The sequence below is a fragment of the Streptomyces hundungensis genome, assembly GCF_003627815.1.
Lineage (GTDB): Bacteria > Actinomycetota > Actinomycetes > Streptomycetales > Streptomycetaceae > Streptomyces > Streptomyces hundungensis_A.
Genome location: NZ_CP032698.1, coordinates 12,775 through 30,103 on the forward strand (window position 1 = coordinate 12,775; position 17,329 = coordinate 30,103).

General features: G+C 72.2%; 16 protein-coding genes. 11 read left to right on the top strand and 5 right to left on the bottom strand.

The features are described 5' to 3' along the window. Window positions 1-11: 11 nt before the first annotated feature. From DWB77_RS00080 to DWB77_RS00090, 3 genes are read left to right on the top strand one after another with little or no spacing between them, the layout of a single operon-like run. The gene (locus DWB77_RS00080) at window positions 12-1,169 is read left to right on the top strand and encodes a tyrosine-type recombinase/integrase (protein ID WP_162952289.1); all 1,158 of its coding nucleotides are present in this window, start codon (window positions 12-14) and stop codon (window positions 1,167-1,169) included. Next, window positions 1,166-3,763 carry a site-specific integrase gene (locus DWB77_RS00085; protein WP_120719319.1) on the top strand — a complete coding sequence of 866 codons (2,598 nt, stop codon included), beginning with the start codon at window positions 1,166-1,168 and terminating at the stop codon, window positions 3,761-3,763. The genes DWB77_RS00080 and DWB77_RS00085 overlap by 4 nt, the downstream gene beginning before the upstream one ends. Beyond that, the gene (locus DWB77_RS00090) at window positions 3,760-4,380 is read left to right on the top strand and encodes a hypothetical protein (protein ID WP_120719320.1); all 621 of its coding nucleotides are present in this window, start codon (window positions 3,760-3,762) and stop codon (window positions 4,378-4,380) included. The genes DWB77_RS00085 and DWB77_RS00090 overlap by 4 nt, the downstream gene beginning before the upstream one ends. 551 nt (window positions 4,381-4,931) lie before the next feature. Here the strand turns inward: DWB77_RS00090 and DWB77_RS00095 are convergent. Continuing rightward, window positions 4,932-5,780 carry a helix-turn-helix domain-containing protein gene (locus DWB77_RS00095; RefSeq protein ID WP_120719321.1) on the bottom strand — a complete coding sequence of 283 codons (849 nt, stop codon included), beginning with the start codon at window positions 5,778-5,780 and terminating at the stop codon, window positions 4,932-4,934. A gap of 312 nt (window positions 5,781-6,092) precedes the next feature. Between DWB77_RS00095 and DWB77_RS00100 the strand changes: the two genes are divergently transcribed. From DWB77_RS00100 to DWB77_RS00110, 3 genes are all read left to right on the top strand, one after another. Continuing rightward, window positions 6,093-7,535 carry an aldehyde dehydrogenase family protein gene (locus tag DWB77_RS00100; protein ID WP_246033306.1) on the top strand — a complete coding sequence of 481 codons (1,443 nt, stop codon included), beginning with the start codon at window positions 6,093-6,095 and terminating at the stop codon, window positions 7,533-7,535. Between the two features lie 35 nt (window positions 7,536-7,570). Continuing rightward, window positions 7,571-7,927 (top strand): nuclear transport factor 2 family protein, encoded by a 357-nt coding sequence (locus DWB77_RS00105; RefSeq protein WP_120719322.1) that lies wholly within the window; start codon window positions 7,571-7,573, stop codon window positions 7,925-7,927. A gap of 76 nt (window positions 7,928-8,003) precedes the next feature. Then, on the top strand, window positions 8,004-8,459 hold the full coding sequence (locus tag DWB77_RS00110; RefSeq protein ID WP_120719323.1) for a nuclear transport factor 2 family protein: 456 nt from the start codon (window positions 8,004-8,006) through the stop codon (window positions 8,457-8,459). Between the two features lie 50 nt (window positions 8,460-8,509). On the opposite strand, the gene DWB77_RS00115 is transcribed toward DWB77_RS00110, so the two are convergent. After that, on the bottom strand, window positions 8,510-9,304 hold the full coding sequence (locus DWB77_RS00115; protein ID WP_120719324.1) for an SDR family NAD(P)-dependent oxidoreductase: 795 nt from the start codon (window positions 9,302-9,304) through the stop codon (window positions 8,510-8,512). Between the two features lie 292 nt (window positions 9,305-9,596). On the opposite strand from DWB77_RS00115, the gene DWB77_RS00120 reads away from it, so the two are divergent. Genes DWB77_RS00120 through DWB77_RS00130 form a run of 3 tightly spaced genes read left to right on the top strand, consistent with a single transcriptional unit; the run spans window position 9,597 to window position 12,887 of the window. Continuing rightward, on the top strand, window positions 9,597-11,081 hold the full coding sequence (locus DWB77_RS00120; RefSeq protein WP_120719325.1) for an FAD-dependent monooxygenase: 1,485 nt from the start codon (window positions 9,597-9,599) through the stop codon (window positions 11,079-11,081). A 28-nt stretch (window positions 11,082-11,109) separates the two neighbouring features. Then, window positions 11,110-12,387, top strand: a complete 1,278-nt coding sequence (locus tag DWB77_RS00125; RefSeq protein WP_120719326.1) for an amidohydrolase family protein — start codon at window positions 11,110-11,112, stop codon at window positions 12,385-12,387. A 2-nt stretch (window positions 12,388-12,389) separates the two neighbouring features. Next, the gene (locus tag DWB77_RS00130; protein WP_120719327.1) at window positions 12,390-12,887 is read left to right on the top strand and encodes a VOC family protein; all 498 of its coding nucleotides are present in this window, start codon (window positions 12,390-12,392) and stop codon (window positions 12,885-12,887) included. Between the two features lie 275 nt (window positions 12,888-13,162). Here the strand turns inward: DWB77_RS00130 and DWB77_RS00135 are convergent, their stop codons facing one another. After that, window positions 13,163-13,789 carry a TetR/AcrR family transcriptional regulator gene (locus DWB77_RS00135; RefSeq protein ID WP_120719328.1) on the bottom strand — a complete coding sequence of 209 codons (627 nt, stop codon included), beginning with the start codon at window positions 13,787-13,789 and terminating at the stop codon, window positions 13,163-13,165. A gap of 87 nt (window positions 13,790-13,876) precedes the next feature. Beyond that, on the bottom strand, window positions 13,877-14,779 hold the full coding sequence (locus DWB77_RS00140) for a helix-turn-helix transcriptional regulator (RefSeq protein WP_120719329.1): 903 nt from the start codon (window positions 14,777-14,779) through the stop codon (window positions 13,877-13,879). A gap of 164 nt (window positions 14,780-14,943) precedes the next feature. On the opposite strand from DWB77_RS00140, the gene DWB77_RS00145 reads away from it, so the two are divergent. Beyond that, window positions 14,944-15,867: an alpha/beta hydrolase gene (locus tag DWB77_RS00145; RefSeq protein ID WP_120719330.1), complete on the top strand. Its 924-nt coding sequence runs from the start codon at window positions 14,944-14,946 to the stop codon at window positions 15,865-15,867. 253 nt (window positions 15,868-16,120) lie between these two features. Beyond that, on the top strand, window positions 16,121-16,453 hold the full coding sequence (locus DWB77_RS00150) for an EthD family reductase (protein ID WP_174248499.1): 333 nt from the start codon (window positions 16,121-16,123) through the stop codon (window positions 16,451-16,453). Window positions 16,454-16,910: 457 nt separating this feature from the next. Here the strand turns inward: DWB77_RS00150 and DWB77_RS00155 are convergent, their stop codons facing one another. Beyond that, the gene (locus DWB77_RS00155) at window positions 16,911-17,204 is read right to left on the bottom strand and encodes a hypothetical protein (RefSeq protein WP_246033307.1); all 294 of its coding nucleotides are present in this window, start codon (window positions 17,202-17,204) and stop codon (window positions 16,911-16,913) included. Window positions 17,205-17,329: the final 125 nt, after the last annotated feature.

The window sequence follows — 17,329 nt, forward strand, 5'->3', positions numbered from 1 at the left end:
ACATTCCGTACGTGATCCTTGCTGGAGGGCTTCTCACCGAGCTCCTGAGGGTGGAGGTCGCCGACACGCTGGCCTACTGGACGGTCCTCTCGGGGCCGACCCTTGATGTCGTCGAGGACGTGGACGACTTCCTTCGCCACTTGCGGTTCGGCCGGGCCCGCGAGGAATCGACGACGAAGACGTACGCCGGCCACCTCAGGCGCTTTCACGCCTGGTGCGAGGAGAACACGCTCACGCGGTCAACCGCGGCCGTCGAACTGCCCCACTACGTCATGCAGTTGAGAACCACGCCACGGCGGACCAGTGGCCGCAACCAGGGGAAGACACCACAGGACTCCACCCTCGCCCCCGCACTGGCGGCCGTGCACGGCCTGTACCTGCACCTCGCCGACATCGGGCAGGTGGACGAGACCGTGGTCGACGCCCTGTTCGTCACCGTGCCGCAGCCGCGGGGCGATGGGAGGCTCGTCCTCAAGCCGCGTCTGCGCGTGGACGCCCGGCCCAGCCATGGTTCGGGCCGGCCGCTGGCGGCCACTGCCGACGAGTTCGCCGCGCTTCTCGAGGCCGCCACGACGGCCCGGGACCGCTGCATGGTCGCCCTGCTCGGCGCGTGCGCCCTGCGGGTGGGTCAGCTCGTCTCTCTGCGCCGGGAGGATGTCCACCTCGTGCCGCCGGGGACCGTCATGCCCGGCTGCCCGTACGTGCTTGGTCCCCACCTTCACCTGATGAAGCGCGACGGCCACCCACGGGGCGCGGCGAACAAGAACCGCAGCACCGTCATCGTGCCCGTGCCCGACCCGGTGACGATGCTCTACGCTGACTGGATGCGCGAGCGGGCCACCATCCCCCACGCGCAGAGCAGTATCTGGGCCTTCGTGTCGTTCCCCGGGCCCACCGGTGAGCCCGGCGGCCAGGCCCTCGGTGCCCGGCGCGTCCAGGGCCTCCTCGCTGGCCTGGCACAAGACGCGCAGATCCGGCACGTCCATCCGCATATGGTGCGTCATCTCGTCGGCGAGACCGCAGCCGACCTCGACATCGCGCGGGATGTTCTCCAGCGCCTGCTCGGCCACGACGACCCGCATAGCCAGGACGTCTACCGCAACGCTCCCGCGGCCAAGGTCGCCCAGGCGGCCCAAGCGGTCAACGACAAGCTCTACGGAGCGACATGACCGCCCCCGTCGTCTCACCACCGGGCTTGCCGCTGGACGTCGGGCCCGAGCCGGACTGGGACTACCTGGCCCTGCACGGCTTGGACCGCGCCGCGCTCCTGCTGCGCTTCCCGTTGGGAGTCGACTGGCACTCCCTGCGCTCGTGCCGGCATCCCGGCTGCGATCGCCCCGCTTCGAGTGCGCCCTGGCTGTGTCAGCGCTGCCTGGCCGGCTGGCGCCGGGCAGGAGCACCCGCCGACGTCGACGGCTGGTGCGTCGCCACGCCCGCGCCTCCCGTCCGGCGCACCTACGCCGAGCGCTGGTGCCGGGTGGGCTGCGAGCGCACGGCGGAGGCCAGCGGGCTGTGCAAGGGCTGTGCGCGCGAACGCCTGACACGGGGTCTGACCGTCGAGCAGTACCTTGCCAGTGGCGTCCGCCCCCGGCCGAGCTTCGGGCCGTGCCTGGTCCGTGTCTGCCCGCGCACCGCGGTGATGCGACGCACCCAGCTGTGCAACCCCCATCAGCGGCAGTGGTCCAAGGCTGGCCGACCCGAGCGCGGGGCCTGGGCGCTTACTGCGGCCGCGGTCTACACCGCCATCGACGAGGTCCCCCTCGGTGACCTGCCGCCCACGGTCGTCGTTCAGGTCCTGCGCGGCTACGAAGCCCAGCTGCGCCAAGGCGGTCGCATCTCGCCCGGGCAGATCAAGTCGGCGGTGCGCTGGCTGTGCGACCACGCGGTCAAGGACCTGGTCGACGCCGATCTGCCACCGAAGGGCGGCACGACCACCTACCTGCGGGTCTGGCAGCGGACCCTCCCGCTGCTGGACGCCGACCCGACAACGGAGCACACCCGGAGCCTTATCAGGCTGTCCGTCCTCAACCGCCGTTACAAGGGCGGCACCGTCGACCTCCGCGACGTCCAGGCGCCCTGGCTCACGCACCTCGCCCAGCAGTACGTGCTCCACCTCGCCGCCGCCGGCGCCTCCCCGGCCCGGCTGAACACTGTCGGCTACGCGGCGCGGTGGTTCGCGATGTTCCTGCGCACCCTGACCGGGGAGGGACGACGGCCCAGCGATGTCGGCCGCCTGGGCCTGCTCGCCTACCTTCGCTGGCTGGCCCAGCGGGCCCGCGACACCGACGACTACCGCCAGCTCGGCGACGGCGACCCGACACGGCCCGTGATCGCCGAGCGTCTCCTGCCCGCGCTTCAGGGCAAGGGGCCGTTGCTAGTCTCCCCGCAGCGGCACTGCCAGCTGGTCAGCACGCTGCGGGACATCCTCGAACACGGCCGCTCCTGGCTCGCCGAGAATCAGGCGGCCGACGTGCACCTGCTGGAGCGGGACGTCCCACCGTGGCCGGAGCGCGACGACACGGACAGCGAGCTGGAAGGCCGCTCCCAGGACGCCCTGCCGGAGACGGTCTTCCTCCAGCTGATGGACGAGCAGCATCTCGCACTACTCCCGGACGGTACCCGCCGCAACTACATCGAGCTGACCATGCGGGTGGGCCGGCGCCCGTGGGAGATCCGGCATCTGGAGTTCGACTGCCTCGAATGGCACGACCTCGACATCGAAGACCCCGACGGGACAGTGCGCCGCCGCTCCTATCCCTTCCTGGTGTACTGGATGCAGAAGGTCCGCCGGCGTCACAAACTCCCGCTCCACCCCAGCGACGCCGAGGTCATCACGCGCCAGCAGGAGTACCTGCGCGCCGCGTACCCACACCGGTTCACCAACCTGGGCCGGCCCCGCTTCGGGCGGATGCTGCTCTTCCCGACCCCGCGACTGTCCCGGGCCAACGCCTCCGGCGAGCGGCCCTACGACAGCAGCTCGGTCGGCTACTGGCTGGCGACCTGGCTCGACCAGGCCGACGTCCTCGACGAGCACAACCAGCCCCTGGCTCCCGGGCGGGTGTTCGCCTACGCCTTCCGCCACACCTACGCCCAACTACGCGCTGATGCCGGCGTGCCGTTGGAGATCCTCCAGGTCCTCATGGCTCACCAGGACCCCTCCACCACTCAGGTGTACTACCGGGTCTCCCACCCTCGGCGCATCCAGGCTGTACGCGCCATCGCAGCCAAGTTCCAGTTCGACCTCACCGGCGGCCGCATCCGCGCCCGCTCCCCGCAGGACGACCTCGCCGACCGCGTCCGGGCCGGCGTCGGCTCGGTCCCCGTTCCCGCCGGTCAGTGCCATGAGATGAACAACGTCCGCGCGGACGGCCGCGGCTGCCCGGTGTACTACCGCTGCTTCTCCTGCACCTTCTACACCACCGACTTCACCCACCTGCCCGAGCTGCGCCAACTGCGCGCCGGCAAGGCCGAACAGCTCGCCACGCTGGAAGCCGCCTACGGCAGTGCGCTCACACCCGGCCCCCTGACCGCGACCAACCTCGACCTACTGCGCCTGGAGATCAAGCAGATCGACGAGCTCGTGGCCAAATGCGAGGCCGACATCGGATCGCTGACCCAGGACGAACGCCGCACCGTGGAGTCCTGGCTCCACAGCAAGGACAAGTTGTTCACCGTCATCCCGGTGGCCGCGGTCCTGGCCGGCCGCCAACGCCTGCAACAGCCGACCCTTGACCCGATCCTCCTGGGCGGAGCACCCTCATGACGCTCTCCGTTCCGCCCCAGAGCAGCCCCGCCCGCCGCACGACGGCCCTCGACGCCGGCCGAGCCGCCGCCGTGCAACGCCGCCGCGCCGACAGCGAGCAGTGCCGCCAGCGCGTCCTGGACGTCCTCACCGCGATGCGCAGGAACCACCAGAGCCTGTCGGACGCGGAGATCACCCGGCGGGCCCGGGTCAACCCGCAGTACCTGCAGCGACACCGCGACCTGAAGGCGGAAGCGGAGGCCGTTCGCGCCCACCTCGTCGCCGACCGCCCGCGCGCGCAGGCCGCAGCCACCGCCGGCCGGGAGGCGGCGCTGACGGTGGAGAACCGCATGCTGCTCGCCCAGAACGCGGACCTGCGCCGTGAGCTGGAGACCATGCGAGCGGAGCTGCGTGCCATCCGCGCCCGAGACCTCGCCGCGAACGCCCGCGGCGACCTCGTCCCGCACCCGACGCGCGACACCGAGATCGAGGTGCTGCGTCGCGAACGGGACGATGCCCTGGCCGCGGTGCGGCGCGGAGAGGCGGATCTTCTTGCGCAGCGCAACGTCGTCCAACGCCTGATCGCCGAGAACACCCGGCTGATCGGCGGCGCAGTTCAGCCCCCGGAACGTCACTGAATGCGCGGCGCCGTCCTCACTGCCACGCGTCGCACTGAACACTGGGTGCCTGATTGGAGTCCTCGAAAGCGCAGGTCAAGGCAGCGTTGTGGTCCGTTGGGCAGAAGTCACGGTTCCGAAGAAGCGTCTCGGTGACGGTTCTTCGGAACGGCTCGCGCATCCGGAATGGGCGCGAGCGTGGGACGCGGCGACCGGGCGCCTTGTCGAGCTGACGTACGGGCAGCCGGTGCGCTGCTGCTCTTCGGTGCCAAGCTGACCCGCATCGCCCGACTGCTTCTGCGGGACTTCACCCAAGATGGGGACCAGGCGTTCATCACCTTCGGCGGCAAGCTGGCCCCATTGCCGCCAGCCGTCGCCCGACTCGTGACCATCCAGTTTCGCCCAGCGCGCCCGCCGCTAACCCTCCCTGAATTCGCCTCAACCCACGGGCGTCCCCTTGACGGCCGAACAGCTCTGGCCGGGAAACCGCAGCAGGGCCTCCCCGTTGCACGACCCGGACAGCTGCCCCAGGAAACAGGGCGGCTAGCGCGAAGGGGCGGGGCCGATGTTGGTCAGCTGCTGCTGGGCCGTGCGTCATCCCGGCGTCCTGCCGCGTGGAGGGAGCCGAGGAGTGCGAGGGAGTCGGCGCCGGTGCTGCCCGTCTCGGCGGTGCCGACAAGGAGGTACTGGCCGTCGGTGGCCTGCACGTCGAACGCCTGGTAGGTGAGGGTGATGCAGCCGACGTCGGGGTGATTGAAGACCTTGGTCTTGCGGCCCAGGCCGCTGACGCTGTGGTCCCGCCACAGCGCGGCGAACTCCGGGCTTTCGGCGATCAGTTCGCGCACTATCGCGGCGAGCTCGGGGTCGTGGCGGTCGTGTCCGGCGGCCAGGCGCAGTGCTTCGACGGTGTCGCGGGCGACGCTGTGCCAGTCGGCGAAGAGTTCGCGTGCCGCTGGGTCCTGGAAGAGGGAGCGCACCATGCGGTGGGGGTCGGCCAAGGGTGACAGCAGGGCGTCGGCGAGGGCGTTGGAGGCGAGGACGTCCAGGCGGCGGTTGATGACGTAGGCCACGGCGGTGGGGAAGGCGTCCATGAGCTGGAGGAGGGCGGGGTGCACCTGGTCGTGCGGGTGGGTGGGCGCCGACTCGGGCAGCAGGCCGGCCAGGCGGTAGGCGTGCCAGCGGGCGTCGATGCCAAGGCGCAGGGCGCCCGCGATGGCGTCGATCACCTGCCCGGAGGGGTTGGTCTCGCGGCCCTGCTCCAGCCGGGCGTAGTAGTCGGCGCTGACCCCGGCCAGGACAGCGACCTCCTCGCGCCGCAGGCCCGCGACCCGGCGGGAGCCGGAGGTGGGCAGGCCCACGTCGGCGGGCGTCACCTGGGAGCGGCGTGCCCGCAGGAACGCGCCCAGCTCGTGGCCACTCATGCCTCGCATGGTACGCCGCTGCCCCAGCTTCGAGCGGTGGTGCACACCGGGCCCGGCAGCCGGTGCGTCCCCGGCCCCGTGCCGGTGCCCCGTCGCCCAAGCCACCGGTTCCCCGGGTGCGGCTCGCACGGCCGCGGTGTGGTTCGAGCACCTGTTCCTGGGTGCGGCACTCCTAGGCAGGCCCGGCCTTCCTCGCGGGCGGCGAGGCGCCGATAGTCGATGGTGTGCCGGTCCGCGACCGCAGGACACCGGGCCGGACGTCCGCCCTGAAGGCGGGCACACGCCACCGATCGTCGTGCCAGGAGAACCACCATGGACACCAGTGTTTTCACCGACTTCACCATGACCATCGCCGGCCGGGCGGTGGCGGGAGACACGTCCTACGAGGTCCTCGATCCGGCCGACGAGACGGTCGCGGCCAGGGCGCCGGTCTGCTCGCCCGAGCAGCTCGACCAAGCGGTAGCCGCGGCCAGGGCGGCCCTGCCCGGCTGGTCGGCGACGCCGTTGGAGGAGCGGCGCAAGCTCGTCCTGGCGGTCGCCGACGCCGTCGAGGCACAGCTCGAACCGCTCAAGCGGCTCCTCACCCGGGAGCAGGGAAAGCCGTTGGACGACGCCGCCGCGGAGATCCTCGGGTTCGGGTACTGGCTGCGGGGGACGGCGTCGCTGTCACTGCCGGAGACGGTGAACGAGGACAGCGCGGAGCGGCTCTCGGTGACCCGCCGGGTACCGCTGGGCGTGGTGGGCGCGATCGTGCCGTGGAACTACCCGCTGGGCAACGCGGGGTTCAAGCTCGCCCCGGCGCTGCTGGCGGGCAACACAGTGGTGTGGAAGCCGTCCCCGTTCACCCCGCTGGTCACGCTGAAGGTCGGCGAGCTGCTGCGCGAGGTGCTGCCGCCCGGTGTGCTGAACGTCGTCTCGGGCGGCGCCGAGCTCGGGCCGTGGATGACCGCGCACCCCGGCATCGACATGATCAGCTACACCGGCTCCACCCGGACCGGCCGCCAGGTGATGGCCGGCGCGGCGCCGACGCTGACCCGGGTGACCCTGGAGCTGGGCGGCAACGATGCCGCGATCGTCCTGCCGGACGTCGACGTGCCCGCCGTCGCGGAGAAGCTGTTCTGGGGTGCCTTCGCCAACAGCGGCCAGGTGTGCCTGTCGATCAAGCGGCTGTACGTCCACCGCGAGGTCCACCAGCCGCTGCTGCGGGCGCTGGCCGCCTACGCCGCCACCGTGCGGGTCGGGCGCGGCACCGAGGCGGGGGTTCGGCTGGGCCCGGTGCAGAACCGCCCGCAGTACGAGCGGGTCCTCGACCTCCTCCAGGACTCCCACACCCGCGGCCACCGCTTCGCCGCCGGCGGCCGGCCCGGCGAAGGGCCGGGGTACTTCGTGGGGCCGACGCTCGTCGACGATCCCCCGGAGTCCTCGCGGATCGTCCAGGAGGAGCAGTTCGGGCCGGTCCTGCCGGTGCTCTCCTTCGACGACATCGAGGACGCCGTCACCCGGGCGAACGCGAGCGAGTACGGCCTGGGCGCCTCCGTCTGGTCGTCGGACCCGGAGGCAGCCCTGGCGGTCGGCCGGCGCCTGCGAGCCGGCACGGTGTGGATCAACGAGGTCCAGCACCTCACCCCGCTGGTCACCTTCGCGGGCCACAAGCAGTCCGGGCTCGGCTCGGAGAGCGGAACCGAGGGCCTGCTGGAGTACACCGCGCCCCAGACCGTGACCCTCCGCCGCACCGCCCCTGCCGCCGCGGCCTGAGCCCGGCCGTGAACCACCGACGAAGGAGGCTGCCGATGCCGACCGAACAGCAGGTCGACGACTGGGTCAAGGCGTATGTGCGGGCCTGGCGCAGCAACGCGCCCGAGGACATCGCGGCCCTGTTCTCCGCCGGGGCGGAGTACCACGAGTGGCCGTACGAGACCGACTGGATCGGCCGCGAGGAGATCGTCAAGGGCTGGCGGTCCCGGGAGGCGTGGCAGCAGGGCGGCTGGGGCTTCGAGTGGTCCGTCCTCGTGATCAACGGCGACACGGCCGCGATCAAGGGCACCGGCGTCTACAAGGAGCTGGGCACCTTCGCCAACCTCTGGACGGTGACCTTCGACGACCAGGGCAGCTGCGCGATGTTCCGGATGTGGAACAACCAGGTCTGACGCGGCGCGGACGACAAGCGGCACGACCGCCGGCCGGTGGCCGCGCCGGGATTCGGAAGGCACGAGGAGCGAGACGATGGTCGACTACGCGCAGTTCAAAGCCCTGGGCCCCTTCATGGAACTGGTCGAGGAGTCACTGGCCGGGCTGACCGACGGTGACCACTACTTCGACCTGTTCGCGGACGACGTCGTCATGGAGTTCCTCTACGCGCCCCCGGGCACACCGCCCGCGCTGCACGGACGCCAGGCGATCATCGACTCGTTCCGCGGGTACGGACGCATCATCACCCTGGAGCGCATGAGCGACTCCAAGGTCTACCCGACCACCACCCCGGGCGTGGTGATCCTGGAGTACGCCGGCCACGGCAGCGGGGTCGCGACCGGCAGGCCCTACCACCAGCGCTACGTCTCGATCGTGACGATCCGGGAGCGGCGGATCGTCCACTGGCGGGACTACTCCAACCCGCTGGTCGTCATCGACACGATCGGCGACGCGCAGGAGATGACGAAGGCCATGTTCTCCGACGCCTGACAGCCCCGGCGGAGCCCCGGCTGCCGTAGCGGCCGGGGCCCGCCCCCGTTTCACTCCGGCGGAGCGAAGCGGCCGTCGACGGCCGTCCACCCGCCGTCGACGGTGAGCACGCCGGCGGTCACGTAGCTCGCGGCGTCCGAGGCCAGGAACACCACCGCACCCGCCATCTCCTCGGGCTGCGCCCATCGGCCCAGCACCGTCTTGGCCGCGTAGGCGTCGTAGCGCACGGGGTCGGACTGCGCCCAGGTCGTCATCGGCGACTCGACCACACCGGGGGCGAGCGTGTTCACGCGCACGCCGAGCGGGCCGAGTTCGGCGGCCGCCGTGTTCAGCAGGGCCACCAGGCCGGCCTTCGTCGCGGAGTAGATGCCCTGGGCCGGTTCCACGGTGACGGCACGGATCGAGGAGACCCCGATGATCGAGCCACGGCCGCGCTCGGCCATCGGGCGGCCGAAGGCACGCACGAGGTCGAACGGAGCGCGCAGGTTGAGGTCGACGATGTGGTCGAACTCCTCGTCGGCGTAGTCGACCAGCCGCCTGCGGATGTTCGTCGCCGGGGTGAAGACGAGTACGTCGACGTCGCCCAGTTCGGCGGGCGCGGCCCGCACGGCGGCGCGGTCCAGGATGTCCAGCAGGTACGGTTCGCCGCCGGTGGCGGCAGCGGTGGCGGTGGCGGCGGCCAGGTCGCGGTCGGCGCAGACCACGCCCGCGCCGTGGGCGGCGAGGGCGCGTGCGCTCGCGGCGCCGATGCCGCTGCCCGCGCCGATCACCACCGCCCGCCGGCCGTCCAGGCGGAAGAGGTCTCCGGGCGCGGTCGCGGGCTGGTGTGTGGCGTTCCCTGTCATGGCTGTTCCCCTTGTCAAAGGCGTCGAGCACGGTCGACTCGATCATGCGCACCCGCCAGGGGACCGGGGAAGGCCGTGTCTTCCTCGGTACACCGCACCCAGGAACAGCCCGTGAAGGTCATCGGCTGGGCGGCGCCGGCCGGGTGAACCGCCTCCAAAAGGAAACGATCGTTTGCGCTATGGGTTGGGGGTTGCTACCGTCGAAGTGAAACGGAAACGTTCGTTTTCGCTAGTTGCGTGCTGCTGCCGGGAGCTCCCCGGCTACTGCCGCCCTGTAGGCGAGGAGCGTGTCATGACCGCCCTACCGCATGTCGAACCCCTTCCCTCGCAGAGTTCCGTACTGATCGTCGGGGCAGGCCCCACCGGCCTGGCCCTGGCGGTGAGCCTGCGCCAGCTGGGCGTGGACCATGTCCTGATCGACCGGGGTACCGGGATCGGGCCCGGCAGCAGGGCGGCGGCCGTGCAGCCCCGCACCCTGGAGTACCTGGACCGGATCGGGGTCGGCGCCCCGCTCGTCCGGGCCGGGACGAAGGCGCGGGGGTTTCGCCTCCACGACCGCGACCGGACGCTCCTGCGGGCCGGCTACGAGCAACTCGACACCCCCCACCCGTACATCCTCCTCGCCTCCCAGCAGACCACCGAGGAGCAACTGCTCACGCGGCTGGAGGAGCTGGGCGGCACCGTGCACCGCCGACACCGTCTCCTCGGCATCACCCCCGACCATCCCGGCGTGAGTGCGACGGTCGCCGGCCCCGATGGGGTGGTGCGCGCCGTCTCCGCCCGCTACCTCGTCGGCTGCGACGGCCTGCACAGCGCGGTGCGCACGGCGGCGGGCATCGCCTTCCCCGGCGCCGCGCGGGAGCAGCTGTTCGCGCTCGCCGACGTCCGTCTCAAGGCCGGCACCAGGGCCGCGGCCTGCGAGGACCCCACGTTCTTCCTGTCCGAGGCGGGCATGCTGCTGCTCTCGCCGCTCGCAGACGGCCTGCACCGGCTGGTCGCCCCCGCCGCTCCCGGATCGGCCGCCCCCAGCGCGGCGGACGTCGAGCGACTGCTGTCCGAGCGCGGTCCCGCACAAGGGGCGGCGCGGGTCACCGAGGTGGCCGCGGCCTCGACGTACCGGGTGCAGGAACGGGTCGCCGAGTCGTTCCGCGCCGGGCCGGTCCTGCTGGCGGGCGACGCCGCCCACACCCACAGCCCGGCCGGCGGGCAGGGCATGAACACCGGCATCCAGGACTCCGGGAACCTGGCCTGGAAGCTGCACGCCGTCCTGAGCGGGACGGCGCCGGACGCCCTGCTCGACAGCTACCACCACGAGCGGCATCCCGTCGCCCGCGAACTCGTCTCCTTCACCGCCCGGTTCGCCGAGGCCGCCACCCTGACCGACCCGCCGGCCTGCACGCGGCGCAACGCCCTGCTGGCCGCAGCCGCGGACACCCCGGGGATCACCGACTGGATCGCCGCCAAACTCGCCCAGCTCGACATCGGCTACACCGACCGGCCCGACCTCGGCGCCCCGCGCCCCGGCACGCGGGTCTGCCCGACCCTCGTCCCGCCGGACGGCCTGCACTGGACCCTGGCCCTGCCCGCCACCGCGACCACCGACCCTCCGCGCCTGCCCCCGGAGCACCGCCCCCTGACGGTGCGGCACATCCCCGCGCTGGACACCACCCTGCTGGTCCGCCCGGACGGCTACCTCGCCGCGCACGGCGTACCGGCCGCACCCGGCGAGGTCCTGGCCCGTCTGGCCGGCCACCTGCCTCTTGAGCCCGCAGCCTGAAGACCGCCCGTTCGAAGGAGTCACGGACATGTCCGCTCCCGCCTCCCGCCCCACCCTCGTCCGCCAGGCCGCCGTCTTCGACGGCACCCGCCTCCACCCCGCCCGTGACGTGCTGATCGAGGGCCCGCTGATCACCGCCGTCGGCGACGCCCTGCCGCTGCCCGAGGGCGCACACGTCGTCGACGGAACCGGCCGCACCCTCCTCCCCGGCCTGATCGACGCGCACACCCACGCCACCGACGCCGGGCAGCTGCGCCAGTCCCTGCTGTTCGGGGTCACCACCGAACTCGACATGGGCGGCGCACCCGCCACCGCCCGCCGCCTGCGGGCCGCCGCCGGCGGCCGGGACGACCTCGCCGACCTGCGCGTCGCCACCACCGGCGCCACCGCCCCCGGCGGACACCCCCACCAACTGGTCGAGACCGGCCTGCTCGAACCCTTCCCCACCGTCGCCCGATGGCAGGACACCGACGCCTTCGTCGCGGCCCGGGTCGCCGAAGGCGCCGACCACCTCAAGATCTTCATCGAGGACGGCACCGCCATCGGCCACCCGATGCCGCTGATGTCCGCGCAGACCGTCACCGCCCTGGTGCGCGCCGCCCACGAACGCGGCCTGCGCACCGTCGCCCACACCCTCACCCGCACCGCCGCCCGCCAGGCCATCGACTGCGGCATCGACGGCCTCGCCCACGCCCCCGCCGACGGCCACAGCAGCGACGACCTGATCGAAGCCGCCGCCGCACACGGCGTCTTCGTCGTCCCCACCCTGACCGCCCTCACCGGCATGACCCCCACCCCGGCCGAGTACGCACTCGCCGACGACCCCCGGCTGCGCCCCTACGCCGACCCGCGATGGCTCGACGAACTCGACCGCATCCGCACCACCGACCCGGCGCAGCGGGTCGGCCCGATCAGCATGGACCCGGCCCACGCCGCCGACGCCGCTCTGCGCATGTTCCGCCTCGGCGTCCCCCTGCTGGCCGGCACCGACGGCACCGGCGGGATGGGCCACCCCACCACCCACGGCATCAGCTACCACGGCGAACTCGCCCTGCTGGTGGCCGCCGGGCTCACCCCCGCCCAGGTGCTGACCGCCGCCACCGCCGCGCCGGCCGACGCCTTCGCCCTCGCCGACCGGGGCCGCATCGCCCCGGGCCTGCGCGCCGACCTGCTCCTCGTCGAGGGCGACCCCACCCACGACATCACCGCCCTGCGCGCCGTCACCCACCTGTGGCGCCGCGGCGTCCCCGTCGACCGCCCCGCCCTCGCCACCACCGGTGCCGGTGCCGCAGAGATCCGGAGCTGACCATGAACCCCACCGCCACCACCCCGCCCTACGCGGGCATCCACCACCTCAAGCTGCCGGTCACCGACCTGGACCGCAGCACCCGCTGGTACACCGCAGTCCTCGGCGCCCGCCGCATCGAGGCACTCGACCACCACCACCCCGACGGCACCCTGTTCGCCGTCATCCTCGACACCCCCGGCCTGGGCACCCACCTCGAACTGCGCCTCGACCCGGCGACCTGCGCCGCCCTGAACGGCTACGACTTCCTCACCCTGGCCGTCGACGACCGCACCGCCCTCGACCGCTGGACCGCCCACCTCGACGCCCTCGGCGTCCCGCACTCACCGCCGGTCGTCGCCCTGGCCGGCTGGCTCCTCGTCGTCCCCGACCCCGACGGGCTGCGACTGCGCCTCTACACCAACGCGCCGCACGGCCTGGGCCCCGAGCACGTCGAGTACGACTCGCCCTGGCTCGCGCCCGCCGCGCCGGGCCCGGTGCCGGTGAGCGCCGTTCCCTGACCCTGCGGGACCGACCGCCTGCGGCAGTACGCGCCGCGCTCGCTGTGCCGCAGGCGGTGAAAGGACCCTCGGGCGAGGGCTTCGGCGCGTCTCCTGGTGCACATCAACGCCCATACGGCATCAGCGAGCTCGCCCGGATCGGCGGAGGGGTGGGGCTGCCGTCGGTCGAGGAGGGCGCCGCCAGGTGCTACCCGCGTGAGATGCCAGGGTCTCATCCTGGCCAGGCGGCCGGAACCTCCCATCCCCGCCCGACAGCCGGCGGATCCGCAGGACTGCTACAGCCCGTCGCCGTCCTGACCCTGGGGGAATGCCGAGGCGAGGGCCGACAGGCCCTCGACCATGCGGTCCACCGAGACCGGGTCCACCAGGTAGCGGCCGACCAGCAGCCCCGGCATCAGGGATGTCAGCACCGATGCCACCGCCTCCGTGTCCGCCTGCGGCCCGAGCCGCCCCTCCTCCCGCCACCGCCCAGCCAGCTCGGTGAGACTGCCGCGCACGTCCAGGTAGAACGAACGGGTCCGCTCCGCCAGCTCCGGCGTGCGCAGTGCCTCCCCCCACGCCTGGATGGCGATGCGCCGCAGGTCGTCACCCTGCTCCGGGGCGCGGTCGCGCAGCTCGGCCACCATCGCGGCCACGACCTGGGCCGGCGACGGGGTGGGGCGTTGCTCCAACAGCCCGCTGAACAGGTTGCGGACCAGGGCCAGGGATTCGTCAGCGGCGGCCAGGATGAGGTCGTCCTTGCTGCGGAAGTACCGGTACACCGCACTGGAGGACATGCCGGTCGCGGTGATCACGTCGTCCATCGACGTGGCGTGGAATCCGTCGCGGGAGAAGCAGCGCCAGGCACTGGTGAGGATGTGGCGCCGCCGCTCCTCCCGGGTCTCGTCACTCAGTCGGGGCATACCCCACACCCTAAACGAAAACGGATGTTCTCGTTTTGGGTTCGGTGGGGTCGACGGTCCAGGCCCGCTGGAGCCTGAGAGAGCTCGTCACCGGCTGTGGTGCATGTCCGTGGTGTGGTCGTCCGGTCCGGTGGTGGGGGTCGCCGACCACTGGAGGAGGAAGCGCAGTGCCTCCTCGGATGGCGAGTCCGGTGGGGCCGTGTAGGCGACGAGTTGCTGGTCGGGCTGTGTGTCGACGGAGAACTGCTGGACGTCGAGGGTCACCGTGCCGACGACCGGGTGGCGGTAGGTCTTGGTGAGCTGCCTGGGACCGCGTACCTGGTGGCTTTCCCACCAGGCGCGGAAGTCCGCATCCCGGGCAGTGAGTTCGCCGACCAGGGCGGCCAGTGCCCGGTCGTCGGGGTTGCGTCCGGCCTCCATCCGCAGGACCGCGACGCACTCGCGGGCAGCGCGTGGCCAGTCGGCGTACAGGGACCGGTAGGCGTCGTCGAGGAAGGTCAGCCGGATCAGGTTGCGCTCACCGGCGGGCAGCGCGGCGAAGTCGGCCAGCAGGGCTGCCGCGCCCCGGTTCCAGGCCAGCACGTCCATGCGGCGGTTGAGGATCATGGCGGGGATGTCGTGCATGCCGTCGAGCAGTCGGCGCAGCTTCGGGTCGACGTGCCGTCCGGCGGGCCGCCGGGCGGAGGCGGCCTGCGTGACGTCGGCGACGGTGAACAGGTACGCGCGTTCGTCCGGGGCGAGTTGCAGTGCGTCGGCGAGGGCGTCCAGGACCGGGCGGGAGACCCGGCGGGTCCGGCCCTGCTCCAACCGCACGACGTAGTCGATGCTCACGTGCGCGAGCTGGGCCAGTTCCTCCCGGCGCAGGCCCGGGACCCGGCGCAGGCGGCCGTCGTCGGGCAGGCCGGCGCGGTGCGGGTCGAGGGCGGCGCGGCGGGCGCGCAGGAAGTCGCCCAGTTCATTGCCGCCCGGAGGGGTGCCGGGGTTTTCCATGGCTCCCAGTGTCCGCGAAGCGCCGGCCGCGTGCCTGGTACTGGTCTGCACAGGCACAGTCCTCCCTGGCACCCCGGAGCGGACGGAGCGACGGTGGGAACGTGGCCGGCGCACCCCGACGCGGTCACCGGAGCCCGCCCCCTGTGTGACCGGAGAGCACCAGCATGAAGACGGATGTCACCTTCCCCAGCGCCGGCCTGAAGCTTGCCGGCCACCTCCACACCCTCGACGGCGAAGCCGACGGCCCCCGCCCGGCCGTCGTGGTGGGGCATCCCGGCGGCGGTGTGAAGGAACAGACCGCGGGCCTGTACGCGCGGCGCCTGGCCGAGCATGGCTTCGTCGCCCTCGCCTTCGACGCCGCCCACCAAGGCGAGAGCGAGGGCGTTCCGCGCGGCCTGGAAGACCCGGCCCACCGGGTGGAGGACATCAAGGCCGCGGTTTCCTTCCTCACCACCCGTGAGGAGGTCGACCCCGACCGCATCGGGGCACTGGGCATCTGCGCCTCCGGCGGGTACGTGCTTCCCGCCGCCGCCACCGACCACCGCATCAGGGCCGTCGGCACCGTCAGCGCCGTCGACATCGCCCGCCAGTTCCGCCTGGGCGCCGACGGCGCGCAGGACCCCGCCGTCATCCAGGGCATGCTCGACGCCGCCGCAGCCGCGCGTACCGCCGAAGCCCACGGCGAAGGTGTCCCGAGCTTCCAGCTCTTCCCCGACACCGCCGAGCAGGCCCGCGCCCTGGGCGGCCGACACGGCTTCGAGGGCTTCGAGTACTACCGCACCGACCGCGCCCGGCACCCACGCTCGGCGACGTCCCTCACCTGGTCCAGCGTCGACCGCATGACCACCTTCGACGCCTTCGGCTTCGTCGACCTGATCGCGCCCCGCCCGCTACTGATGATCGTCGGAAGCGAAGCGGTGACGTCCTGGATGGCCGTTCAGGCGTTCCAGCGCGCTCGCAGCCCCAAGGAACTGCACTGGATCGACGGAGCCAGCCACGTCGACCTCTACGACAAGGAGCAGTACGTCGGCCCCGCGGTCTCGAGGCTCAGCGACTTCTTCGAGACCCACCTGGCCAAAACCGCGTAGACGGGCGGACCCGGCACCTCCGACCGGCGAGACGCTGCCAGGCGGGCCCGCCGATGATCGCGGTGCGGTGCTTTACGGTCATGGGTAAGGGCACCGGGCGCCATACGGAGCGCGGCGCCCTTGCAGTCTGTGGACCGTGACCTTCGGCAGGAATGGGAAGTGCACGGTGTTGCGGATGCGGAGCAACGGGGTCTGGCATCGCGGCTGTGATGACATGGCCCGAGCCACCAGGTGTGCCGCGAAAGGACCGTCCGTGATCACTCTGCTCACCGTGATCCGCAAGAAGCCCGAGGTCTCGACCGAGGACTTCCGCCACTTCATGAAGAACGAATACGGGCCGATCTACGAGGCGCTCCCGCAGACCCGTGCCTACGTCCAGTACCACCTGACCGACCTCGCCTCCGACGGTGCGGAGGACCAGATCGACGCCATCGTGCAGATCAGCTTCGAGTCGCATGAGGCGATGGCCGAGGCGCTCTCGACCGACGCGTACAAAAAGGCCCATGAGCTGCGCCAGCAGTACATGCGCGAGACTTCCGTCGGAATCCACTCGACACGCGTTGACGAGACCGTCACCTTCGTGTGAAACCGGACAGCACCCGGCAGCCCGGGCCGGGGCCGTGCACCGCCCTGCCCGACTGCACTGGGACCTGGCAGGTCCGCACCGTCAACCACCCGGGCTCCACTCGGGCCCGGGACCTGTTGCACGCCACAGCCCTCCTGCACGGAGCCGCCTGCCCGCGACCCCGCTGATCGCTCCAGAAGGAGCCCGGCCTGCGGCGGTGAAGGTACGCTCTCGGGCCCGGCGCGTTCTGCCCGTGCCGGACGGCCTGCTGCCTGATGGCCGGGGCGGGCAGCACCGGTGGGGCCGCCGTGAGCGGTCGGCGGCCCCACCACCCCGGGCGACTGCCGACGGACGACCGGGCCACGCATCGCGGCACCGCGCAGGTGCCCCGAAGAGGTGAGCGCAAGCCGGCGGGACATCGCGCGTCCGGTGTCCCAGTCCCCGGAGTGAGCCCGTCACCAGCTGGGCGCGAGCCGTGTCAGTTCGCGCAAAGCCGGTTCAGGTCGTTGACGTCGATCTTGATGGTGTCTGTGGCAGGGCTGCTCCAGGGGTGGCTGTTGAGGAAGTTCTGCGCGGCGTTGCGCACTCCCTGCCAGGTCGTGGCGTTGGTCGGGGCGCCGGCCTGTCGGAGGTCGTTCTGGGTGTTGCGGACCGCCTGGCCGCAGGTGGTCGCCCTGGAGGGCGACGGTGCGGCCGCGGCGTCGGTGGCCGCGGCGGTGCTGAGCGCGACGGCGCTAAAGACAAGGGGGACAAGTGCCCATCGGATCTTCACGTGCTGGACCTCTCACTGCCGGAGGGGGACCTCGTCGGCCCCCGAAGTGCGCTGGCAGCAACGAGTCTGGGCGAGCAGCTGGCTGCCGATGGTCAGGCACGACCGTGAGAACCCGAACGAGGTAC

Excerpts from the sequence above, each read along its gene's own strand:
- DWB77_RS00090 (WP_120719320.1), top strand. The coding sequence starts at position 3,760 with ATGACGCTCTCCGTTCCGCCCCAGAGCAGCCCCGCCCGCCGCACGACG.
- DWB77_RS00100 (WP_246033306.1), top strand. The coding sequence starts at position 6,093 with ATGGACACCAGTGTTTTCACCGACTTCACCATGACCATCGCCGGCCGG.
- DWB77_RS00140 (WP_120719329.1), bottom strand. The coding sequence starts at position 14,779 with ATGGAAAACCCCGGCACCCCTCCGGGCGGCAATGAACTGGGCGACTTC.
- DWB77_RS00085 (WP_120719319.1), top strand. The coding sequence starts at position 1,166 with ATGACCGCCCCCGTCGTCTCACCACCGGGCTTGCCGCTGGACGTCGGG.
- DWB77_RS00105 (WP_120719322.1), top strand. The coding sequence starts at position 7,571 with ATGCCGACCGAACAGCAGGTCGACGACTGGGTCAAGGCGTATGTGCGG.
- DWB77_RS00145 (WP_120719330.1), top strand. The coding sequence starts at position 14,944 with ATGAAGACGGATGTCACCTTCCCCAGCGCCGGCCTGAAGCTTGCCGGC.
- DWB77_RS00130 (WP_120719327.1), top strand. The coding sequence starts at position 12,390 with ATGAACCCCACCGCCACCACCCCGCCCTACGCGGGCATCCACCACCTC.
- DWB77_RS00135 (WP_120719328.1), bottom strand. The coding sequence starts at position 13,789 with ATGCCCCGACTGAGTGACGAGACCCGGGAGGAGCGGCGGCGCCACATC.
- DWB77_RS00095 (WP_120719321.1), bottom strand. The coding sequence starts at position 5,780 with ATGAGTGGCCACGAGCTGGGCGCGTTCCTGCGGGCACGCCGCTCCCAG.
- DWB77_RS00125 (WP_120719326.1), top strand. The coding sequence starts at position 11,110 with ATGTCCGCTCCCGCCTCCCGCCCCACCCTCGTCCGCCAGGCCGCCGTC.
- DWB77_RS00120 (WP_120719325.1), top strand. The coding sequence starts at position 9,597 with ATGACCGCCCTACCGCATGTCGAACCCCTTCCCTCGCAGAGTTCCGTA.
- DWB77_RS00115 (WP_120719324.1), bottom strand. The coding sequence starts at position 9,304 with ATGACAGGGAACGCCACACACCAGCCCGCGACCGCGCCCGGAGACCTC.
- DWB77_RS00110 (WP_120719323.1), top strand. The coding sequence starts at position 8,004 with ATGGTCGACTACGCGCAGTTCAAAGCCCTGGGCCCCTTCATGGAACTG.